At 74.0% G+C, this 19,901-nt stretch carries 21 protein-coding genes; 11 read left to right on the top strand and 10 right to left on the bottom strand.

Annotation, left to right across the window (positions count from 1 at the left end):
• Nucleotides 1-12: 12 nt before the first annotated feature.
• Nucleotides 13-1,416, bottom strand: coding sequence for a PepSY-associated TM helix domain-containing protein (locus IE260_RS12410; protein ID WP_189870938.1), 1,404 nt, complete (start codon nucleotides 1,414-1,416; stop codon nucleotides 13-15).
• Between the two features lie 136 nt (nucleotides 1,417-1,552).
• Between IE260_RS12410 and IE260_RS12405 the strand changes: the two genes are divergently transcribed.
• Nucleotides 1,553-2,197 (top strand): peptide deformylase, encoded by a 645-nt coding sequence (locus IE260_RS12405; protein WP_189870936.1) that lies wholly within the window; start codon nucleotides 1,553-1,555, stop codon nucleotides 2,195-2,197.
• Between the two features lie 209 nt (nucleotides 2,198-2,406).
• Nucleotides 2,407-3,993 (top strand): ABC-F family ATP-binding cassette domain-containing protein, encoded by a 1,587-nt coding sequence (locus tag IE260_RS12400; protein WP_189870935.1) that lies wholly within the window; start codon nucleotides 2,407-2,409, stop codon nucleotides 3,991-3,993.
• A gap of 21 nt (nucleotides 3,994-4,014) precedes the next feature.
• Here the strand turns inward: IE260_RS12400 and IE260_RS12395 are convergent, their stop codons facing one another.
• The gene (locus IE260_RS12395; protein ID WP_189870933.1) at nucleotides 4,015-5,448 is read right to left on the bottom strand and encodes a dihydrolipoyl dehydrogenase family protein; all 1,434 of its coding nucleotides are present in this window, start codon (nucleotides 5,446-5,448) and stop codon (nucleotides 4,015-4,017) included.
• A 121-nt stretch (nucleotides 5,449-5,569) separates the two neighbouring features.
• On the opposite strand from IE260_RS12395, the gene trxA reads away from it, so the two are divergent.
• The gene (gene trxA / locus IE260_RS12390) at nucleotides 5,570-5,956 is read left to right on the top strand and encodes a thioredoxin (RefSeq protein ID WP_189870931.1); all 387 of its coding nucleotides are present in this window, start codon (nucleotides 5,570-5,572) and stop codon (nucleotides 5,954-5,956) included.
• A 29-nt stretch (nucleotides 5,957-5,985) separates the two neighbouring features.
• On the opposite strand, the gene IE260_RS12385 is transcribed toward trxA, so the two are convergent.
• Together IE260_RS12385 and IE260_RS12380 are read right to left on the bottom strand one after the other, a co-directional pair.
• Nucleotides 5,986-7,014, bottom strand: coding sequence for a LacI family DNA-binding transcriptional regulator (locus IE260_RS12385; protein ID WP_189870929.1), 1,029 nt, complete (start codon nucleotides 7,012-7,014; stop codon nucleotides 5,986-5,988).
• A 74-nt stretch (nucleotides 7,015-7,088) separates the two neighbouring features.
• The gene (locus tag IE260_RS12380; RefSeq protein WP_189870927.1) at nucleotides 7,089-7,757 is read right to left on the bottom strand and encodes a TetR/AcrR family transcriptional regulator; all 669 of its coding nucleotides are present in this window, start codon (nucleotides 7,755-7,757) and stop codon (nucleotides 7,089-7,091) included.
• Nucleotides 7,758-7,905: 148 nt separating this feature from the next.
• Here IE260_RS12380 and IE260_RS12375 point away from each other — a divergent pair, with 148 nt between their 5' ends.
• On the top strand, nucleotides 7,906-8,469 hold the full coding sequence (locus IE260_RS12375) for an NADPH-dependent FMN reductase (RefSeq protein ID WP_189870925.1): 564 nt from the start codon (nucleotides 7,906-7,908) through the stop codon (nucleotides 8,467-8,469).
• An 80-nt stretch (nucleotides 8,470-8,549) separates the two neighbouring features.
• Here IE260_RS12375 and IE260_RS12370 read toward each other — a convergent pair whose 3' ends face one another.
• On the bottom strand, nucleotides 8,550-9,455 hold the full coding sequence (locus IE260_RS12370) for a LysR family transcriptional regulator (RefSeq protein WP_189870923.1): 906 nt from the start codon (nucleotides 9,453-9,455) through the stop codon (nucleotides 8,550-8,552).
• Between the two features lie 135 nt (nucleotides 9,456-9,590).
• On the opposite strand from IE260_RS12370, the gene IE260_RS12365 reads away from it, so the two are divergent.
• The 4 genes from IE260_RS12365 to IE260_RS12350 all read left to right on the top strand — a co-directional run bounded on the left by IE260_RS12365 (nucleotide 9,591) and on the right by IE260_RS12350 (nucleotide 13,673).
• Entirely contained in the window at nucleotides 9,591-9,809 is a 219-nt protein-coding gene (locus IE260_RS12365) for a hypothetical protein (protein WP_189870922.1), read from the top strand.
• Nucleotides 9,810-9,957: 148 nt separating this feature from the next.
• Nucleotides 9,958-10,797, top strand: coding sequence for a helix-turn-helix transcriptional regulator (locus IE260_RS12360; protein ID WP_189870920.1), 840 nt, complete (start codon nucleotides 9,958-9,960; stop codon nucleotides 10,795-10,797).
• Nucleotides 10,798-10,958: 161 nt separating this feature from the next.
• A complete protein-coding gene (locus IE260_RS12355) occupies nucleotides 10,959-12,173 on the top strand; it encodes a polysaccharide pyruvyl transferase family protein (RefSeq protein WP_189870918.1) in 1,215 nt (404 codons plus the stop codon).
• 39 nt (nucleotides 12,174-12,212) lie between these two features.
• Nucleotides 12,213-13,673: an FAD-dependent oxidoreductase gene (locus IE260_RS12350; RefSeq protein ID WP_189870916.1), complete on the top strand. Its 1,461-nt coding sequence runs from the start codon at nucleotides 12,213-12,215 to the stop codon at nucleotides 13,671-13,673.
• An 18-nt stretch (nucleotides 13,674-13,691) separates the two neighbouring features.
• Here the strand turns inward: IE260_RS12350 and IE260_RS12345 are convergent, their stop codons facing one another.
• The 5 genes from IE260_RS12345 to IE260_RS12325 form a co-directional block, all read right to left on the bottom strand.
• A complete protein-coding gene (locus tag IE260_RS12345; protein ID WP_189870914.1) occupies nucleotides 13,692-14,714 on the bottom strand; it encodes a sigma-70 family RNA polymerase sigma factor in 1,023 nt (340 codons plus the stop codon).
• Nucleotides 14,715-14,828: 114 nt separating this feature from the next.
• Nucleotides 14,829-15,173, bottom strand: a complete 345-nt coding sequence (locus IE260_RS12340; protein WP_189870912.1) for a DUF6343 family protein — start codon at nucleotides 15,171-15,173, stop codon at nucleotides 14,829-14,831.
• 11 nt (nucleotides 15,174-15,184) lie between these two features.
• Nucleotides 15,185-15,610, bottom strand: coding sequence for a CBS domain-containing protein (locus IE260_RS12335; RefSeq protein WP_189870910.1), 426 nt, complete (start codon nucleotides 15,608-15,610; stop codon nucleotides 15,185-15,187).
• 85 nt (nucleotides 15,611-15,695) lie between these two features.
• A complete protein-coding gene (locus tag IE260_RS12330) occupies nucleotides 15,696-16,145 on the bottom strand; it encodes a PPC domain-containing DNA-binding protein (RefSeq protein ID WP_189870908.1) in 450 nt (149 codons plus the stop codon).
• Nucleotides 16,146-16,300: 155 nt separating this feature from the next.
• Entirely contained in the window at nucleotides 16,301-17,077 is a 777-nt protein-coding gene (locus tag IE260_RS12325; RefSeq protein ID WP_189870906.1) for an IclR family transcriptional regulator, read from the bottom strand.
• A gap of 75 nt (nucleotides 17,078-17,152) precedes the next feature.
• Between IE260_RS12325 and IE260_RS12320 the strand changes: the two genes are divergently transcribed.
• Genes IE260_RS12320 through IE260_RS12310 form a run of 3 tightly spaced genes read left to right on the top strand, consistent with a single transcriptional unit; the run spans nucleotide 17,153 to nucleotide 19,868 of the window.
• Entirely contained in the window at nucleotides 17,153-18,325 is a 1,173-nt protein-coding gene (locus IE260_RS12320) for a cupin domain-containing protein (protein WP_229880669.1), read from the top strand.
• Nucleotides 18,322-19,161 carry a fumarylacetoacetate hydrolase family protein gene (locus tag IE260_RS12315; protein ID WP_189870903.1) on the top strand — a complete coding sequence of 280 codons (840 nt, stop codon included), beginning with the start codon at nucleotides 18,322-18,324 and terminating at the stop codon, nucleotides 19,159-19,161. The genes IE260_RS12320 and IE260_RS12315 overlap by 4 nt, the downstream gene beginning before the upstream one ends.
• A complete protein-coding gene (locus tag IE260_RS12310; RefSeq protein ID WP_189870901.1) occupies nucleotides 19,161-19,868 on the top strand; it encodes a maleylpyruvate isomerase family mycothiol-dependent enzyme in 708 nt (235 codons plus the stop codon). The genes IE260_RS12315 and IE260_RS12310 overlap by 1 nt, the downstream gene beginning before the upstream one ends.
• Nucleotides 19,869-19,901 lie beyond the last annotated feature (33 nt).

Genomic DNA, 19,901 nt, shown 5'->3' with positions numbered 1-19,901 from the left:
GCGCTCACCGTTTCACGTCCGCCCCGCTCCGTACGTCCGCTGCCCCCGTCGGTGGGCGATCTCCCCGAGGACGACGTCGACCACGACGAAGGCGGCGAGCGGGATGCCGAGCAGCGGGACGAAGTAGCCGAGGACGGCGATCGCGGCGAGCAGGGGTACAAGGATCTGGGGAGGCACCTGCTGCCAGGCGCCGCGTGGGATCGGTCGTCCGAAGGCGTTGCCTCGGCCGCGCTGCCACCACATGCGGTAGCCCCAGACGATGAGCAGGATCAGACAGAGCGCGAGCAGCATCAGGGCGATCTGGTTGACCAGGCCGAACAGGGTGCCGGTGTGCAGGTCGATGCCCCAGCGGGTGAGCTTGGCGAGCAACGGGTGGTCGGCGAACCGGAGCACGTCGGTGACCTCGCCCGTGGCGGGGTCGACGGCGACCGAGTCCTGCTTCTCGGGCCAGCTGCGCTGCACCTGCTTGACGACGTAGGCGGAGGACGCGTCGGCGGGCGGCACGATCTCGACGGGGTCGCCCAGCCCCTCGGCGCGCGCGGCGGCGAGGACCTTGTCGAGGCCGACCCCGTGTCCGGCGTCGCCGCCCGAGGACGCGGCCGGGCCGTGGCCCGCGTGGTCGCCGCCCGCGTCGGCGGACACCGACGGGGTGGACTGGCCGAGCGAGGTCCGCAGTTCGTCGATGTTCGCGCCGGCGTACGTCGACCAGGTCAGTCCGGTGGCCGACAGGAAGACGAACCCGGCCGCGGCCCAGGCGCCGACCGTGCCGTGCAGGCCGAGCGTGCGGCGCCGGCCGGCGGTGCCCCGCACCGTCCGCCGGGCCCGGCGGCGGGAGAACCACAGCACCAGGCCGCCGCCGGCGATGACCCACAGCCAGCTGGCGGCGAACTCGCTGTAGAGGCGGCCCGGTTCACCGAGGTGCAGATCCCGGTGGAACTCGTCGATCCAGGTGCGCAGCGGCAGCGCACCGGTCGAGCCGTACTGTTCGAGGGCGCCGCGCACCTTGCCGGTGTAGGGGTCGACGAACACGGCCAGCGTGTGGTCCGCGTCGACCCCCTCTACGCCGGACAGCAGCACCCTGGTGGTGGCGTCGGCCTCGGGCGAGGGACGCACGGCCGACACCGTGCCCTCGGGGTGGGCCTCCCGGGCGGCGCTCACCTGCGCGGAGACCGGCAGCTTGCGGTCGCCGACGGGGACGGTCAGCTCGTGGGCGTACACGATCTTCTCGGCCTGGAACGAGGCGGCGTACAGCAGACCGGTGACCGCGGCGACGAGCAGGAAGGGGGCGACGAACAACCCCGCGTAGAAGTGCAGGCGCAGGATCAGGGGGCGCAGTGTTGCCCATCCTCGGGACGGGGGTGGTGGGGTTGCCGGTTGCGGGGCCTCGTCCGTGGTGGCCGGGGAGGTCGTGGTCATCGGTGGGCTTCTCCGGGCGTCGTGGGGTGTGGCGGTGCAGTGGTCGGTGCCGGAGGGCGCGGAGTTCCCCCGCATCCATGTGGCGTGCGTCACATGACGGGCCGGTGGGTGCGGGGGCGCGTGACATGCTGGCGCGATGGGAACTCCGAGTGATCGCACTCCGCTGGCCGAGCGGGTCGAGGAACTTCTCGCCGGCGGCGGGCCTCTGCCGATCGTCGCGGCAGGCGATCCGGTCCTGCGGCGCGCCGCGGAACCCTTCGACGGTCAGCTGGAGCCCGCGCTGCTGGCGCGGTTCGTCGAGGCACTGCGCCTCACCATGCACGCGGCGCCGGGTGTCGGCCTGGCCGCGCCGCAGGTCGGTGTGGGACTCAGGATCGCGGTGATCGAGGACCCGGCGCCGGTGCCGGAGGAGGTGCGGGTGGCGCGCGGACGGGTGCCGCAGCCGTTCCGGGTGCTGGTGAATCCGGCGTACGAGCCCGTCGGCACCGTTCGGGCCGCCTTCTTCGAGGGGTGCCTGAGCGTGCCGGGCTGGCAGGCCGTGGTGGCGCGGCACGCGACGGTACGCCTGACGGGCCGGGACGAGCACGGCGGCCCGCTGGACGAGGTGTTCACCGGCTGGCCCGCACGGATCGTTCAGCACGAGACGGATCACCTGAACGGCACCCTGTATGTGGACCGGGCCGAGCCGCGGTCACTGGCGTCCAACCGGGCGATGGCGGAGCGCTGGACGCAGCCGACCCCCGCCGAGGCCGCGGCGGAGCTGGGCTTCGACCTGCCCTGAGACCCTGAGATCCGTCTCGAAACCCGTCCCGAGATCCGTCTCGAGACCCGCCCTCAGCCCCTTCCCGGGCTCCCTCTGACGGAAAACGGGAGGCGGCCGGCGCGCCGCCTCGTCTAGCCTGACCGCATGTCTACGCCCCGAATCTCTTAGCCGAAGGACCCGCTTCCACGCCACCCGTGTGTCCTTCTGCTTGTTCGGAGCGTTTTCTCATGATCACCGTGCGTGACGTCGACGTGCGTGCCGGCGCCCGTCTGCTGCTGTCCGGCATCTCCTTCCACGTCTCCCCCGGCGACCGCATCGGCCTGGTGGGCCGCAACGGCGCCGGCAAGACGACCCTGCTCAACACCCTGGCGGGCACGCTGCGACCCGCCGCCGGCACCGTCACCCGCACCGGCGACGTCGGCCATCTCCCGCAGGACTCGCGCGCCGCCGACCAGTCGGCGACCGTCGCCGACCGCGTCCTGTCCGCCCGGGGCCTGGACCGGGCCGTACGGGCTCTGCGCCGGGCCGAGGCGGCGATGGCCGACGGGTCGGAGCGGGCGATGAACGCCTATGTGCGCGCCGAGGCCGAGTTCCAGGCACGCGGCGGATACGCCGCCGAGGCGGAGGCCGCCCGGGTCGCCGCGGGCCTGGGCGTGCCGGCCCGGCTCATGGACCGTCCGCTCGGCGCCCTGTCGGGCGGTCAGCGCAGGCGGGTGGAGCTGGCCCGCATCCTGTTCGCGGGCCATGACACCCTGCTGCTGGACGAGCCGACGAACCACCTGGACGCGGACTCGATCGCCTGGCTGCGCACCTTCCTGACGGGCCATCAGGGCGGACTGGTGCTGATCAGCCACGACGTCTCACTGGTCGCGCAGACCGTGAACCGGGTCTTCCACCTGGATCCCCGGCGGGCCGCGCTGGACGTCCACAACACCGGCTGGGACGCCTTTCTCGCCCGGCGGGAGGCCGACGACCGGCGCCGGGCACGCGAACGCGCGAACGCCGAGCGCAAGGCGGCGACGCTGCGCGCCCAGGCCGACAGGATGCGGGCGCGGGTGTCGACGGCGGTCGCGGCACGGAACATGGCCCGCCGGGCCGACCGTCTGCTGGCGGGGCTGGAACCGGCACGGCGCGCCGAACGTGCCGCCCGGATCCGGCTGCCGGAGCCCGCGCCCTGCGGACGGGTCCCGCTGGGCGCGGTCGCCCTGAGCCGGTCCTACGGCGGTCACCGCGTGCTGCACGGGATCGACCTGGCCGTCGACCGGGGCAGCAGACTGGTGGTGCTCGGACCCAACGGCGCCGGCAAGACGACCCTGCTGCGCCTCCTCGCCGGACACGACACGCCCGACGGGGGCCGGGTGGTCCACGGACACGGCCTGCGGCTCGGCTACTTCGCGCAGGAACACGACACGCTGGACACCGATCTGACGGTACGTCAGCACCTGGCGTCGGTCGCCCCGCACCTGACCGACGGTGAGGTGCGGCACGTGCTGGGCTCGTTCCTGTTCACCGGGGACGACGCCGGCAAACGGGTCGGTGTGCTGTCCGGCGGTGAGAAGACCCGCCTGGCACTGGCGGGGCTCGTCCACTGCGGCGCCAACGTCCTGCTGCTGGACGAGCCCACCAACAACCTGGACCCCGCGTCCCGCGCCGAGGTGCTGGCCGCGGTGGGCACCTACCCCGGCGCGATCGTCATGGTCACCCACGACGCCGGCGCCGTCGAGGCCCTGCGCCCGGACCGGGTGCTGCTGCTGCCGGAGGCGGACGAGGACCTGTGGAGCGAGGAGTACCTGGAGCTGGTGTCCCCCGCGTGACCAGGCCGGGCGGCGGGCCGGTCAGCTGTCCCGGTACGCCTCCAGCAGCCGCAGCCACGCCTCACTGATCGTCGGGTAGGACGGCACCGCGTGCCACAGGCGGCTGAGCGGGACCTGCCCGGCGACGGCGATCGTCGCGGAGTGGATCAGCTCGCCGACGCCGGGACCGACGAACGTCACGCCGCGGACGATCTCGTCCTCCAGGTCGACGACCATGCGGGCGCGGCCCTTGTACCCGTCGCCGTACAGGCTCGCGCCGGCGACCGTCGACAGGTCGACGTCGACGGCGCGGACGCGGTGGCCGGCCTGTTCCGCCTCGGCCAGGGACAGGCCCACGGACGCCGCCTCCGGGTCGGCGAACACGACTTGGGGGACGGCGGCGTGGTCGGCGGTCGCGGCGTGCGCGCCCCACGGGTCGGACTCCAGGATCGGTACGCCGGAGGCCCGGGCGGCGATGGCGGCGCCCGCGATCCGCGCCTGGTACTTGCCCTGGTGGGTGAGCAGGGCCCGATGGTTGACGTCGCCGACGGCGTACAGCCAGTCGTGGCCGGTGACGCGCAGGCTGTCGTCGACCGGCAGCCAGGAGCCCGGCTCCAGGCCGACGGTCTCCAGGCCGATGTCGTCGGTGCGCGGTGCGCGGCCGGTGGCGAAGAGGATCTCGTCGGCCTCGATGCGGTCGCCGGCGTCGGTGACGGCGACGACGGTGCCGTTCTCCCGGGTGACGGACTCGACGGAGGTGCCGGTGCGGATGTCGGCGCCGGCCTCGGTGAGGGCCTCGGCGACCAGTTCACCGGCGAACGGCTCCATGCGGGCGAGCAGTCCCTTGCCGCGGACCAGCATCGTGACCCTCGCGCCGAAGGCCTGCCAGGCCGTGGCCATCTCGACGGCGACCACGCCGCCGCCGACCACGATCAGCCGGCCGGGCACGTCCTTGGCGCTGGTGGCCTCGCGGCTGGTCCAGGGGTTCACGTCGGCGAGCCCGGGCAGGTCGGGCAGGGCGGCGCGGGAGCCGGTGGCGACGGCGACGGCGTGCCGGGCGGTCAGCAGGCGCCGGCCACCGTCCGGCCCGGTCACCTCCACGGTCCGCGGGCCGGCCAGCCGTCCTTTGCCGCGGTACAGGTCGGCCCCGATGCCCTCGACCCACCCGACCTGGCCGTCGTCCTTCCAGTGGGAGGTGAACTCGTCCCGGCGGCCGAGGACCGCCGGTGCGTCGAGGGGTGTCTGTACCGCCTCGCGCACGCCGGGCAGGCGGAGCGCGTCCGCACGGGCGATGACCGGGCGCAGCAGGGCCTTGCTGGGCATGCACGCCCAGTAGGAGCATTCGCCGCCGACCAGCTCGCTCTCCACGATCGCGGTGGACAGGCCGGCCGCGCGGGTGCGGTCGGCGACGTTCTCCCCCACGGGGCCCGCGCCGATCACCACGACGTCGTACGCGTTGGTTTCCGTTTCCGTCATGGGGCCAGTCTGGTGGGTGGTGTGCGGCGTGGCCACATGGGTACGTGCGCGGAATACCTGCCCGGTCGGCCGTGTTGTGGCCGACGGCTTGACGCCGACACCCAGGAAGAGGGATCACGCCATGAGCAGCACCGTGGAGCTCACCAAGGAGAACTTCGACCAGACGGTCACGGACAACGAGTTCGTCCTGATCGACTTCTGGGCGTCCTGGTGCGGGCCGTGCCGGCAGTTCGCCCCGGTCTACGAGAAGGCGGCCGCCGAGAACCCCGACCTGGTGTTCGGCAAGGTGGACACCGAGGCGCAGCCGGAACTGGCCGCGGCCTTCGACATCCAGTCGATTCCGACGCTGATGATCGTCCGGGACCAGGTCGCGGTGTTCGCGCAGCCGGGTGCGCTCCCCGAGGCCGCCCTGACGGACGTCATCGGGCAGGCCCGGAAGCTGGACATGGACGAGGTCCGCAAGGCGATCGCCGAGCAGCAGGCCCAGGCCGGGCAGGACGGGCAGTAGGCGAAGGGGCGGACGGGGGTCGCCGCGGGTCAGCTCGATTCGCGGTGGACCACCGTCGCGCCCAGCACCTCGTGCCGTTCGGGCCTGGCACCGGGGTCGTGGACGGCGCGGTCGACGAGGGCGGCCAGCTCGCGGCCGGACGGCAGCTCCAGGTGGACGGTGCTCAGCCGCGGACGCAGCAGCCGGCCCAGCATGAGGTCGTCGGCACCGATCACGGCCGTCTCCGCGGGGACGGCCACGCCCTCGTCCTGCAGGGCCCGCATCAGCAGCATGGCGTACTCGTCGTTGTAGGCGAAGACCGCGTCCAGGCCGAGTGAGCGCCAGCGGGCGGCGAGCCGCGCGGCGGAGTGCTCTTCGTAGGCGAGGTGGAGTTCGGTGACGGTGGCGTCGGTGCCCCGCACGGCGCGGCGGACCCCTTCGAGGCGGGGCGCGGAGAAGACCTCCAGCCCGGGTTCGGCGGGCAGGACCACGCCGATGCGACGGCGCCCGCGGTCGTACAGGTGGCGGCCCGCGCGGTGGCCGACGGCCTCGTGGTCCATGAGCAGGGCGTGCGCGCCGTCGACGGGTTCCGGGCCGAGGGTGACGACCGCCCGGGCGCCGGAGCGTTTGAGTATCTCCACTCCCTGTGGTCCGAGGCCGGAGCCGGGCACCAGGACGGCGACGGGCCGCAGTTCGGCCCAGGCGCGGGCGGCGTCGTCGCCCTGCGGCCCGGCGGTGCCGTACTGCACGACGGTGTAGTCCAGACGGCCGAGCGCCCACTGGAGTTCGCCGATGAAGCGGCTGTAGAGCGGGCCGACCGGGAAGCCGGGCGCGGGCATCAGCACCGTACGGCTGTGTCCGGCCCGCAGGCTGCGGGCCGCGGCGTGCGGGACGTACCCGAGTTCCCTGGCGGCCTCGTGGACACGGCGGCGGGTGGGTTCGCTGATCCGGACGGCACTGGAGTTGTTCAGGACGTAGGAGACGGTCGCGCGCGAGACGCCGGCCAGTCGGGCCACATCGGCGCTCGTGGGAACGGAGCGCGGTGCGGAGGACGCGGGCGTTTTCGGTATCTGCACCATGACGTACGGCATCTTGGCAGAAGCCCGCGGCCGGGCACCGGGCGGGGGAACGTCGTCCGGAACGGACGAAAGACTCACCCGGGCGGATCGGTACGGGTGACACGCGAGACGAGGTCCTGCCAGCCCGCCTCCAGCCGCTCCAGGGGCATCCCGCACTGTGCGGTCAGGTGGTGGATCAGGGCGGGGTCGAGGTACGCCATGAGCGTGTGGGCGAGGAGTTCGCCGTCGGCGTCCGGGAGCGCCTGCCGCAGCAGCAGGGCGACGTGGCCGCGCAGGAACCGGCGCGGCGGGATGGTGTAGCGGCGGTCCGGGCTCGGTTCGGCCGCCAGCTGGAGTTCCATCTCCTCGACGCAGCGCCGCAGCATCGCGCAGCCGAAGGCCCTCAGCCGCTCCACGGGCGGCGCTCCGGGTCCCAGCGGTGCCGGACCGGCGAGCAGCGCGGCCTGGAACTTCCTCTCGGAGTGGTCCAGCAGCGCCGTGAGCAGGCCGGTGCGGTCGCCGAAGCGGCGGAAGACCGTGCCCTTGCCGACCGAGGCGGCCGCGGCCACCGCCTCCATCGTGAGGCCGGCCGCGCCGTGCTCGGCCACCAGCCGCGCGGCGGCCTCCAGCAGCCTGGCCCGGTTGCGGGCGGCGTCGGCGCGCAGACAGGGCTCGTCCACGTCGGGTTCCGCGCCGAGCTGGAGCAACTCGGGCGGATCGACGGGCTCCTGGGGTCGCGAAAGGGGCGGCAGGGCGGCGGACATGAAGCCAGCGTAAAGCATGGGGAAGAAAACTGGACCGTGGTCCGTTTAAGGTGCTACAACGATAAGCGGACCTCGGTCCGGATCGTTTCGGCAGTGTTTCGGCACGGCTGCTCCAGCACCGTCTGTTCAGCATCATCTGGGAGTTCTCATGTCTGTCCGCATCCTTGCGCTCGTCGGCAGCCTTCGCGCCGGTTCGCACAACCGCCAGCTCGCCGAGGCGGCCGTCAAGCTCGCGCCGCAGGGCGCCGAGGTGGTGCTGTTCGAGGGGCTCGCCGAGATCCCGTTCTACAACGAGGACATCGACGTCGAGGGCAGCGTCCCGGCCGCCGCGACCCGGCTGCGCGAGGCCGCCCAGGGCGCCGACGCCTTCCTGCTGTTCTCTCCGGAGTACAACGGCACCATCCCCGCCGTCCTGAAGAACGCCATCGACTGGCTGTCCCGTCCGTTCGGCGCCGGCGCCTTCGGCGGCAAGCCCGTCGCCGTGGTCGGCACCGCCTTCGGCCAGTACGGCGGCGTGTGGGCGCAGGACGACACCCGCAAGGCCGTGGGCATCGCCGGCGGCAAGGTGATCGAGGACCTCAAGCTGTCCATCCCCGGCTCCGTGACCCGCTTCGCGGAGACCCACCCGGTGGACGACTCCGAGGTCGCCGCCCAGCTGACCGAGGTCGTCGCGCGGCTGCACGGCCACGCCGGCGAGGCCGCTGCCGCCTGACGCCGCCACGCGCCCGCGCCACAGGGCTGACCTGTGGTCCCAGGGGCCGGAGCCCGTTCGGGTTCCGGCCCCTGGGCGTGTCAGGCGACCGTGGTCGGCGCCAGGGCCCGCAGCTCCTCCAGCGCCGCGGCGACCGCCGCGCGCCGGTGGCCGCCGCGGCGGGTGCACGTCAGCAGCTTGCGGTGCGGCCGGCCCGTCAGACGCACCCGGGTGATCGGCAGCTGCGGGGTCAGCCGGGCGAGCCGCGGGATCAGCGCGACGCCGAGCCCGTGGGCCACGAGGTGGCCGGTGACGTTCCAGTCCAGCGCGTGGTGGACCACGTCGGGGGTGAACCCGGCCGCCCCGCACGCCGACATCACGTGCGGACGGCAGGGGCTGTCGGGCACGGGGGCGATCCACGGTTCCCGCGCCGCCTCCGCGAGGTCGGCCCGGTCCCGTCCGGCGAGCGGGTGGCCGTCCGGGACGACCAGGTCGAACGGATCGTCGAGGAGCGGCCTCTGGTCGAAGCGGGCGTCGGACGGCGGCGGATTGAGCGGAGTCGCCTCCACCACCCCCAGATCGGACTCGCCCTCGAAGAGCAGGTCGAAGCTCTCCGCCACGCCGGTCTCCCGGATCCGGACGGAAAGCTGCGGATGCCGCTCGCGCAGGCGCGCCGCCATCGGGGCCAGCAACACCGAAACGGCCACCGGGAACCCGGTCACCCGCAGCGGGCCGGCCGGCCTGCCCTCCCCCGCCCGCAGATCCAGCTCCGCCTGCTCCCAGCGGGCCTGGATCGCGTCGGCGTGCGCGAGCAGACTCTCGGCGGCCGGGGTGAGCCGTACCCCGCGGCCCTGCGGCTCCAGCAGATCCACGCCCAGGTCCCGGGCGAGCTGCCGGATCTGCTGCGAGGCGGCGGACGGGGTGAAGTGCAGGGCGCGGGCCGCCGCGGTGACCGTGCCGTAGTGGGCGACCGCCCTGAGGACGTGCAGCCGACGCAGGTCAATCATGAAGCCCACGCTTCACGGTGAGGTCCACAAAGTCAACCTGGACGTGTACGGATCCTTGGACGCACCCTGTCTGTGTCGCGACGGTCGATCGACCCGGCGCCGACCCGACGTACACCCGACGCACGAGGAGTCGCCATGACCAGCACGACCGGTACCGTCTGCCCGCACTGCGGGTGGCCGGACGGTGCCGAGCCCTTCCAGGTGGTGTCCACGCACACCACCGCGGCGGGCGGCACGGTGTGGACCCGGTGCGCCTGCGGATCGCTCCAGGTCCGCGTCGTCGACGACCGCGGCTCGCGCGTCGTCTCCCGCAGCGGACCCTCACCGGCCCGTTCCGGCCCCGCGGCCCTCTGAAGCGCCCGGCTGCTCCCCGCCCCCACGTCTCCCCGCCCCCCACGTCTCCCCGGCGGCCCGCGGTCTTCCGGACCCGCGGACGGGCGTCCCTGTGCCTGGGACTGCGGGTACCAGGTCGGCCGGACGCCGGCGGTGTTCACTGGGGGACATGACGGCAACGGAGTTCGGACGGACCGTGCGGCGCTGGCGGGACCGGGCCTCCCCCGGGTCCGCGGGGCTGCCCGCCGGTGGCCGGCGGCGCGCGGCCGGGCTGCGCCGCGAGGAGCTGGCCCTGCTGGCGGGGATCTCGGTCGACTACGTCACCCGCCTCGAACAGGGCCGGGCGAGCAATCCGTCGGCGCAGGTCGTCGAGGCGCTCGTCCGGGCGCTGCGGCTGGCGCCCCAGGAGCGGGCGCATCTGTTCCGGCTCGCCGGGCTGGTGCCGCCGGGGCCGGAGACGGTCCCGGCGTACATCCCGCCGAGCGTCCACCGGCTGCTGGACCGGCTGGCGGACAGCCCCGTCGCGGTGTACGACGCCGCCTGGACGCTGCTGCTGGCCAATCCGCCGTACGGGGCGCTGATGGGCGACCCGTCCGATTGGCGCGGCCCGGAGCGCAACGGCGTGTGGCGCAACTTCGTCGGTCCGGGCGGCCGGGTCCGGCACACCCCGGAGGAACGCCGGGCGTTCGAGGAGGGGCTCGTCGCCGATCTGCGGGCGACCGTCGGCCGCTACCCGGACGACCGGGGGCTGCGCGCCCTGGTCGCGGAGCTGCGGACCCGCAGTGAGCGGTTCGCCGAGCTGTGGGACGCGGGCGCAGTGGGCCGGCACACCGCCGCGCGCAAGACCGTCGACCATCCTCAGGTGGGCCCCGTGACGCTGGACTGCGACGTGCTCGGTGTGGCGGGCAGCGACCTGCGGATCATGGTCTACACGGCCGAGCCGAACACCCCCGACGCCGAACGCCTCGCGCTGCTGACCGTGCTCGGCACCCAGGCGCTCGTGGGGTAGGCGCTGCGGAGCGCCTCGCCCGGATCCCCTCCGGCCGGCCGGAGAAGAGGTGGGGTGTTTCCGGGCGGGCGGCCGAGGCAACCCGGGACCGTACGCGAGGCGTCACCGCCCGCGTACCAGGGCCGGCGGGCCGGCCGACTCCGACATGACGGGAGCCCCGGATGACCACTGCCCCCTCGCATCCGCACCCCGCCCGGTCGGGCCCGCGCATCGGCGTGCTCGGTTCGTACGGCGGCTTCAACATCGGTGACGAGGCGATCCTGACCTGTGTCCTGGGCTGCCTGCGCGCCCAGCGGCCGGGAGCGCACCTCGTCGTGTTCAGCCGGGACGAGGCGCACACGCGCGCCCACCACCCCGAGGCCGACGACGTGGTGGCCTGGGAGGGCGTGAGCCGGAACAACGTGCTGGACGTGCTGCCCGGCCTCGATCTGCTGGTGCTGGGCGGCGGGGGCGTGCTCTACGACGGGGAGGCACGGCGCTACCTGCGGCTGGTGCGGGCCGCGCAGGACCGGGACGTGCCCACCTTCGCGTACGCGGTCGGCGCCGGCCCGCTGCGGGACGCCGAGGACCGGGAGGTGGTGCGCACCGTCCTCGCGGACATGGACGACGTCGTGGTGCGGGACGAGGAGTCCCGGCTCGTCCTGGAGGAGGTCGGCCTGGAACGCGAGGTCACCGTCACGGCCGACCCCGCCCTGCTGCTGCGGCCGGAGCCCTTCACCGAGGCCATGCTGCGCGACGAGGGCCTGCCCACCGACGCCCGGCTGGTGGGGATGTCCGTACGGGAGCCGGGCCGGGCCGCCGAGAAACTCGACGAGGGCGACTACCACGCGCTGCTCGCCGACGTCGCGGACTTCCTCGTGCAGCGCCTGGACGCGCACGTGGTGTTCCTGCCGATGGAGCGGCACGACGTACGGCACGCGCACGCGGTGCTGTCCCACATGACCGCGCCGGACAAAGGCCGGATCCTGCACGGCACCTACAGCCCGGGGCAGGTTCTCGGCTTCATGCGCCATCTGGACCTGGCCGTCGGCATGCGCCTGCACTTCGTGATCTTCGCGGCGCTCACGGGCGTGCCGGTGCTGCCGCTGCCGTACTCGGGCAAGGTCTTCGACTTCGCCCGCCGGCTCGGGGCCCCGGCCCTGGTGGGCGTGGCCCGGGAGCAGGCCGGGCTGCTGCTGGCGGAGGTGGACCGGCTCTGGGACGAGCACCCGCAGCGCCGCGAGGACCTGCGATTCCGTATCCGGGAGCTGTCCGTGGTGGCGCGGCAGACCTGCGTGCGCTGCGGCTCTCTGCTGGACGAGATCGGGTGCGGGCCGCGGTCGGAGGCGGAGCGGCACGCGCCCCCCGCCTCGGAACCGCGCCCGCTGCACGCCTGACCCCGCCCCCACCTCCGACCCCGCCGCCCGAGGAGTCCGATGCCGATCCTGAAAGAGCCCCCGGAGCCCCGCACGGTCACCCTGCCGCCCCGGCCCGCCCAGCACGGTGGGCGCTGTGACGTCCTGGTGGTGGGCGGCGGCCCCGCCGGGTTCGCCGCCGCGGTCGGCGCGGCCGACACCGGCGCCGACGTCGTGCTGGCCGAGCGCTACGGGTTCCTCGGGGGCAACGCGACCGTGGCGCTGGTGATGCCGCTGATGTCGTTCCACAACGAGCACAAGCAGGCCACGTTCACCGAGTCCGGGGACGCCTCCCGGCTGCTGCCCACCGACCACGGCGAAGGCGAACCGGTGGTCGCGGGCGTGCTGTGGGAGCTGCTCGACCAGCTCATGGGGCGCGGCGGCTGCCTGGCGCCGTCGCCCAGGACCGGGTACACGGTCCCCTTCGACCCGGAGCTGTTCAAGCTGGTCCTGCTCGAGATGATGGACGCGTCAGGGGTGCGGATGCTGTTCCACGCCTTCGCCTCGGGCGCGCTGCCCCTCGACGACGGCTCCGGCTGGCGGGTGGTGTTCGAGACGAAGTCGGGGCCGGTGGTGATCGACGCCGGCGTGGTCGTGGACGCCACGGGCGACGGTGACGTCGCGACGGCGTGCGGGGCTCCCTACGAGATCGGCCGTCCCGAGGACGGGCTGGTGCAGCCGATGACGCTGATGTTCCGCGTCGCGGACTTCTCCCGGCCCGACTTCGCCGAATACGTGCGGGAGCATCCCGACCAGTGGCGCGGTGTGCACGGCCTGTGGGACCTGATCGAGGAGGCCAGGGCGAACGGCGAACTGAGGCTTCCCCGCGAGGACATCCTGTTCTTCGGGACGCCGCATCCGCGTGAGGTCGCCGTCAACAGCACCCGGGTCAACCGTGTCCTCGGCACCAGCGTGTGGGACCTCACCCGCGCCGAGTACACCGCCCGGCGCCAGCTCGCCCAGATCGACCGTTTCCTGCGCACCCGTGTGCCCGGTTTCGAGGAGTCGTACGTGGTGCAGAGCGGTACGCACATCGGCGTACGGGAGTCCCGGCGCGTCCTCGGCGACTACCAGCTGACCGGCCACGACATCCTGGCGGCGCGCACCTTCGCGGACGTCGTCGCGCACGGCGCCTATCCGGTCGACATCCACAACCCGCGCGGCTCCGGCACCATCCTGAAGCGGGTGCCGCAGGGCAGCTTCTACGACATCCCGCTGCGCTGCCTCGTCCCCCGGGGGACCGACCGGCTGCTGGTGGCCGGGCGCTGCATCTCCGGGACGCACGTGGCGCACTCGTCGTACCGGGTGATGCCCATCGCCATGGCGACCGGCCAGGCGGCCGGTGTGTGCGCGGCTCTGACCGTCCGGCACGGGCGGGGGCCGCGCGGCCTGCCCTACCGGCTGGTCCAGCGCGAGCTGCTGCGGCAGGGCGCGCGGCTGCGGGTGGGGACGGCCGGTGAGGCGGCGGTCCGGGGCGACTGAGGTGAGCGGCCGCTGGGGTCAGCTCGCCCACTCCAGCAGGCGCTCCCGGGTCTCGGGCGCCCTCAGGTGCGCGAGGGACGCCTTCTCCAGCTGGCGGACGCGCTCGCGGGTCAGGCCCACGTGCTTCGCCACCTCCTGCAGGGTGCGGGTGTGGCCGTCGTGCAGGCCGTAGCGCAGGCTCAGGATCAGCGCCTCGCGGGGTGCGAGCGTGCCGACGGCCTCCCGCAGTTCCTCCGCGAGCGCCTGGTACTCGGCGACCTCCGGGGCCTGCAGCACCTCGGTGTCGGCGATGAGGTCGCCGACCACGGTCTCGCCGGTGTCGTCCACGGGTGTGTCCAGGCTGACGGCGTCCCGTCCGACGCGGCGCAGCCAGACGACCTTGTCCGCGGCGAGGCCGCTCTCGGCGGCCACCTCCTCGACGGTCGGCTCGCGGTCGAGGCTCACCCTGAGCTTGCGCTCGATCTTGGCGAGCTTGTGCAGCTGCTCGACGACGTGCATCGGCAGCCGCACCGTGCGGGCGTGGGTGGCCAGGCCCCGTTCGATGGCCTGGCGGATCCACCAGGTGGCGTAGGTGGAGAACTTGAAGCCCTTGGTGTGGTCGAACTTCTCCACGGCGCGGATCAGCCCGAGGTTGCCCTCCTGGATGACGTCCAGCAGGGGCAGCCCCCGGTGGGCGTGCCGCTTGGCCATCGACACCACGAGCCGCAGGTTGGCCCGCACCATGTGGTCCTTGGCCGCCTGTCCGTCGCGGACCGTCTCGTCGAGTTCCCTGCGCCGCCCCGGCGTCGGTCCGGGCTCGCCGGTGTCGGCCGCCTCCAGCTCCTCCATCGCCCGTATGCCGGCCTCCATGCGCTGGGCCAGCCGCACCTCGTCCTCGGCGGTCAGCAGCGGGGTGGCGCCGATCTGCGCCAGGTACTGGCCCAGCAGGTCCGGTTCCTCGTCGGGTTCGGGGATGCGGGTGCGCAGCCGCGCGGTGCGGGCGGAGGCCCGGCGGTCCTCGCGCCGGGTGTCTGCCGCGGGGCTTTCTGCCAGGGGAGCCATCTCGCGTCCCTCCGTCCCCTGCTCGTGCCGGACGACTACCGAACACCTGCGGGTACCCGAGGTGCCGGGGGTCGAACCGCCCGGATCGCTCGGACGTGCGCCGCCGTCGACGGGTCAGCGGCGGGACGGTCCGGTGCCCCGTTCCCGCCGGAGCCGGCGTGACACGGCCAGCAGGTCCGCCGCCGCCAGCAGGGCGAGCGCCGCGCACACGGCGGCGAGGGCGACCAGGGTGTCGCGGCCGGGGCTCTCGCCCGGGCCGGTGTCCGCGGCCCACACGCCGAACAAGGCCGCCCCCGCGGCGAAGAGCGGCAGGAAGACGGCCGACAGCAGCCGGCGCAGCCGCAGGGGGCTGCGGGCGGTGACCGGTTCCGTGCCGGTGCGCGGGAAGCGGCGGCCGATCGCGCCGGACCGCTCCCGGGGAACCGGGTCCGTCGCCCCGCGAGGACGTCGGTCGTTCATGCGCTCCCCTCTCAGTGGTCGGGGGCGGCGGCGCTGATGTCGGCCAGGGCCGACCGGGAGCCCTCCAGGGCGGCGAGGTCGCCGAGGCTGACGACGCCGACCGGGCAGCCGCCGCGCTCGACGACCGGGAGCCGCCGCACGGCGTGCCGCCGCATCAGCTCGACCGCCCGGTCGGTGGTGTCCTCCGGTGCCAGGGTGACCACGGGCGGCGGCGTGCACACCGAACCGACCGTGGTGTCGTCGGGGTCGCGGCCGTCGGCGACGGTCCGCAGCACGATGTCGCGGTCGGTGAGCACACCGAACAGGTCGCAGTCGTAGGCCACGAGGACGTCGCCGATGTCCTGCTCGCGCATCAGCCGAGCCGCCCGCGTCACCGTGGTCATGGGCTCGACGGACACCGCGGCGGGCGACATCACGTCTCGGATCCGTTGGGTCATGGCGCCTCCCGACGCTGCGTGGGACAGGGTTCCGTGACGCCCGCGTAGCCCGCACCCCGGCGGGTAAACCGCCGGGCGGCACTCGTCACCCGGCTGTGGGCCGGTCCAGGTCGATCAGCGCGAGGCCGAGCTCGGGGCGGTGGGTCTTGGCCAGTTCCGCCGGGCTGTCCCGGACGACGACCTCGAGCGTCGGCCACACCCTGCCCGACAGCAGGTGGCCGCCGCGGGTGGAGCCGTCCGCGAGGCCCAGTACGGCGTGCAGGTGCGGGGTCGGGCCGTCGTCCGCGACGGCGATGTCCCCGAGCAGCGAGAGCACCTCGCACTGCTCCTCGACGGGGATGTGCCGGTAGTCCTTGGCGGCGCGGTCGAACCAGCCGACGACCGCCTCCGAGAAGGCGCCCACGGCGGTCACCTGGGAGGCCCCGAGGGAGCGGTCGCGGGCGAAGGCGGTGAGTGCGGCGACCGGGTCCTCGCCCGGGTCGAGCACCACCACGTACACCGCCGACGGCCCCTGCTGCACCTCTCGCCACCTCATGGGCGGCCGGGTACCCGGCCGCCGGCCGGGGCAACCCCGGCGCCGGATGCCGCTCCCCGGGCGCCGCCCCGCGGGGCGGCGAGCACGGCCGGGAGGGTCGTGAGGACGCCGGCGGAACGCGTCGGCGGCGAGCGCGTCCGGGGTGACCGGTCCGGTCAGCGGCCCGCCGCCAGGTCCGCCTCCAGGGCCCGCGCCGCCGCGTCGAGGGTGGCGACCAGGGAACGGAGCCGGCGCGGCTCGTAGCGCACGCTCGGCATGGACACCGACAGGCCCGCCACCGCGCCGCCGTCCTCGTCACGGACGGGCACGCCGACGGCGACCAGCCCCCGCTCGGAGCGTTCCTGGTTGACGGCGAAGCCGCCGCGGCCGATGCGGTCCAGCTCGGGGCGCAGCACGGCGAGGTCCGGACGCTCGCCGGGGCGGTCCCCGTAGCGCTCGGGGGCGTACACGTCGTCCAGCTCCTCGTCGGTGAGTTCGGCGAGGAGGAGCAGGCCGGCCGTCGTGCGGTGGGCCGGGAAGACCATGCCCTCCCGGGAGCCGACCCGCAGCGCCTGGGTGCACTCGACGCTGGCGATGAAGCGGGCGGTGTCCCGGGTGCGGACGGTCAGGTTGGCCGTCTCGTTCAGCAGGTCGACGATCCGCTGCAGGTGGGGCAGGGCGGCGGCCCGCAGCAGGGAGACCTGGGAGCGGGAGTGCGCGGCCAGTTCCAGCACGGGCCCCGCGTGGTAGACGCGGTCGTCGTCCTGCACGGCGAAGTCCCGGTAGACCAGCATGGCCAGCAGCCGGTGCGCGGTCGACCGGGCCACGCCGAGGCGTTCGGCGATCTGCGAGACGGTCAGCGGCCCCTCCATCTGGAGGATCGTCGCGGCCCGCAGGGCGTGGTCGACACTGGCGATGGCGTAGGCCGGCGGCGTCTTGAGCGGCTTGTCCATGGAAATCCCCACGACTCGGTTCTGCTCTCCAGAATCTACATGTCCTCCATGTGGACACGGGAGCACGCTGAGCGCGTGACTTCCTCCATCGCTTCAGACACCGTCACGGGCTCCCCCGTCCGGCTCCAGGCCGTATCGGCGGCGGACCAGCCCGAGGTCACCCCGGCGCTCGAGGAGCTGTACCGGGGCTTCGAGCAGGAGCTGCTCGTTCCGCTGTGGACCGAGATCGGCGACCTCATGCCCGCCCATCCGCGCTCCCGCGCGGTGCCCCATCTCTGGCGCTGGGAGCGGCTGCGCGCGCTGGCCGCGCAGGCCGGTGAGATCGTGCCGGTCGGCCGCGGCGGTGAGCGCCGCGCGATCGCGCTCGCCAACCCGTCCCTGGGCGGCAGGCCGTTCGCGACGCCGACGCTGTGGGCGGCGATCCAGTACCTGATGCCGGGCGAGGACGCCCCGGAGCACCGGCACACCCAGCACGCGTTCCGCTTCGTCGTCGAGGGCGAGGGCGTGTGGACCGTGGTCGGCCGCGACCCGGTGGCCATGCGCCGCGGCGACTTCCTCCCGCAGGCCGGCTGGAACATGCACGCCCACCACAACGCCACCGCCGAGCCGATGGCCTGGATCGACGGCCTGGACATCCCGTTCCAGTACACCTCGGAGGCGCAGTTCTTCGAGTTCGGCCGGGACGAGATCAGCGACGCCGAGCGGATCACCCCGGAGCGTTCGCGCGCCGAGCGGCTGTGGGGTCACCCGGGTCTGCGTCCGGTCTCCGCCGCCCCCGGTTCGACCGGGCCCGGCTCCCCGCTGCTGGCCTACCGCTGGGAGCACACCGACCGGGCGCTGGCCGACCAGCTCGCGCTGGAGGCCGAGGGTTTCGCGGGCACCGTCGGGCCCGGTCACGCCGCCGTCCGGTTCAGCGACCCGGCGACCGGCGCCGACGTGCTGCCCACCGTCCGCGCCGAGATGCACCGCGTCGCGCGCGGCGCGGAGACCGTGCCGGTCAAGGAGACCGGTTCGTCCGTGTACCAGGTCTTCGACGGGTCCGGCACGGTCACCGTCGGCGAGAAGACCTGGTCCGTGACCCGCGGCGACCTGTTCGTCGTCCCGTCCTGGCAGCCGTTCTCGGTGCGCTCCGAGGCCGGCGCCACCGACTCCGACTCCGGCGCCCTGGACCTGTTCCGATTCAGCGACTCGCCGATCTTCGAGGCGCTGCGCCTGGACCGTACCGAAGTGGAAGGAACCACCCGATGAAGCTCGCCACCCTCCGTGTCGACGGCGGCACCCGCGCCGTGAAGCTGGACGGCGACGTCCTGGTCGACCTCGGCGCGCCCGACGTGGGCGCCCTGCTGGCCGAGGAGGGCTGGGCCGAGCGGGCCGCCGCGGCGACCGGGACGACGTACCCGGTCGAGGGCGCGGACTACGCGCCGGTCGTGCCCCGGCCGTCGAAGGTGGTGTGCGTCGGTCTCAACTACCGCAACCACATCCAGGAGATGGGCCGGGACCTGCCCGAGCACCCCACCCTGTTCGCGAAGTTCGCGGACTGCCTGATCGGCGCGAACGACGACATCCAGCGGCCCGACGAGACCGAGAAGTTCGACTGGGAGGTCGAACTCGCCGTCGTCGTGGGCTCGCCGGTGCGCCGCGCCCGCGGCGAGCAGGCGGAGAAGGCGATCGCCGGGTTCACCGTGCTGAACGACATCACCTGCCGGGACTGGCAGTTCCGCACCCGGGAGTGGCTCCAGGGCAAGATGTGGGACTCCAGCACCCCGGTCGGCCCCTGTCTGGTCACCCCGGACGAGCTGCCCGGCGGTGTCCGTCCCGTGCTCGACGTCCGCCTGACCGTCGACGGTGAGGTCATGCAGTCGGACTCGACGGGCGACCTGCTGTTCGACCCGGTGGACCTGGTGGAGTACGTCTCCACGATCGTGCGCCTGAACCCGGGCGACGTCATCGCCACCGGCACCCCCGGCGGTGTCGGCCACGCCCGCAGGCCGGAGCGCTACCTGCTGGGCGGGGAGACCGTCGTCACCGAGATCCAGGGCATCGGGCGCCTGGAGAACAAGGTCGTCAAGGAGAAGTCCGTCTGATGGCCCGCACGTTCGACGAGGCACGCGACTGGATGCGGCTCGGCACCGCCCTGCTGGTCGGGGCGGCCGACCCCGACGATGCGGTGCTCGACGCGCCCAGCACGCTGCCCGGGTGGAGCCGCAAGCACGTCGTCGCGCACGTCGCGGCCAACGCCGAGGCCCTGGGCAACCTGGTCCACTGGGCCGCGACCGGGGACAAGACCCCGATGTACGCCTCCCCCGAGGAGCGCGCCGCCGGGATCGAGAAGGGCGCGGCGCTGCCGGCCGCCGAGCTGACCGCGTGGCTGCGCCGGTCGGCCCAGGAGCTGGAGACCGCGATGGCCGCGCTCGGCGACGAGCGGTGGCGGGCGGAGGTCGTCACCGCCCAGGGCCGGACCGTGCCCGCGACGGAACTTCCCTGGATGCGCTCCCGCGAGGTCTGCGTGCACGCCGTCGACCTGGCGAAGGGCGTCACCTTCGCCGACCTTCCGGCCCGTTTCCTCGCCGCGCTCTGCGACGACGTCGTGGCCAAACGGGCCGCCGGGTCCGGCCCGGCACTGGTCCTGGTCCCGACGGACTACGAGGCCCGCTGGGAGCTGCCCGGCACCGGCGACCCCGTGGAGGTCACCGGCCCGCTGCACGAGCTGACCGCCTTTCTCACCGGACGGCCGGCCTCGCCCACCACCCGCCACGGCGGCCCGGTGCCGGTGCTCGGCCCCTGGCTCTGAGCCCGCACGCGCCGACCCGCCACCCTTCGACTC

It is taken from the genome of Streptomyces viridiviolaceus (assembly GCF_014650995.1).
Lineage (GTDB): Bacteria > Actinomycetota > Actinomycetes > Streptomycetales > Streptomycetaceae > Streptomyces > Streptomyces viridiviolaceus.
Note: the sequence above shows the minus strand (reverse complement) of the source record. Positions and strands in the feature narration are given on the sequence as shown.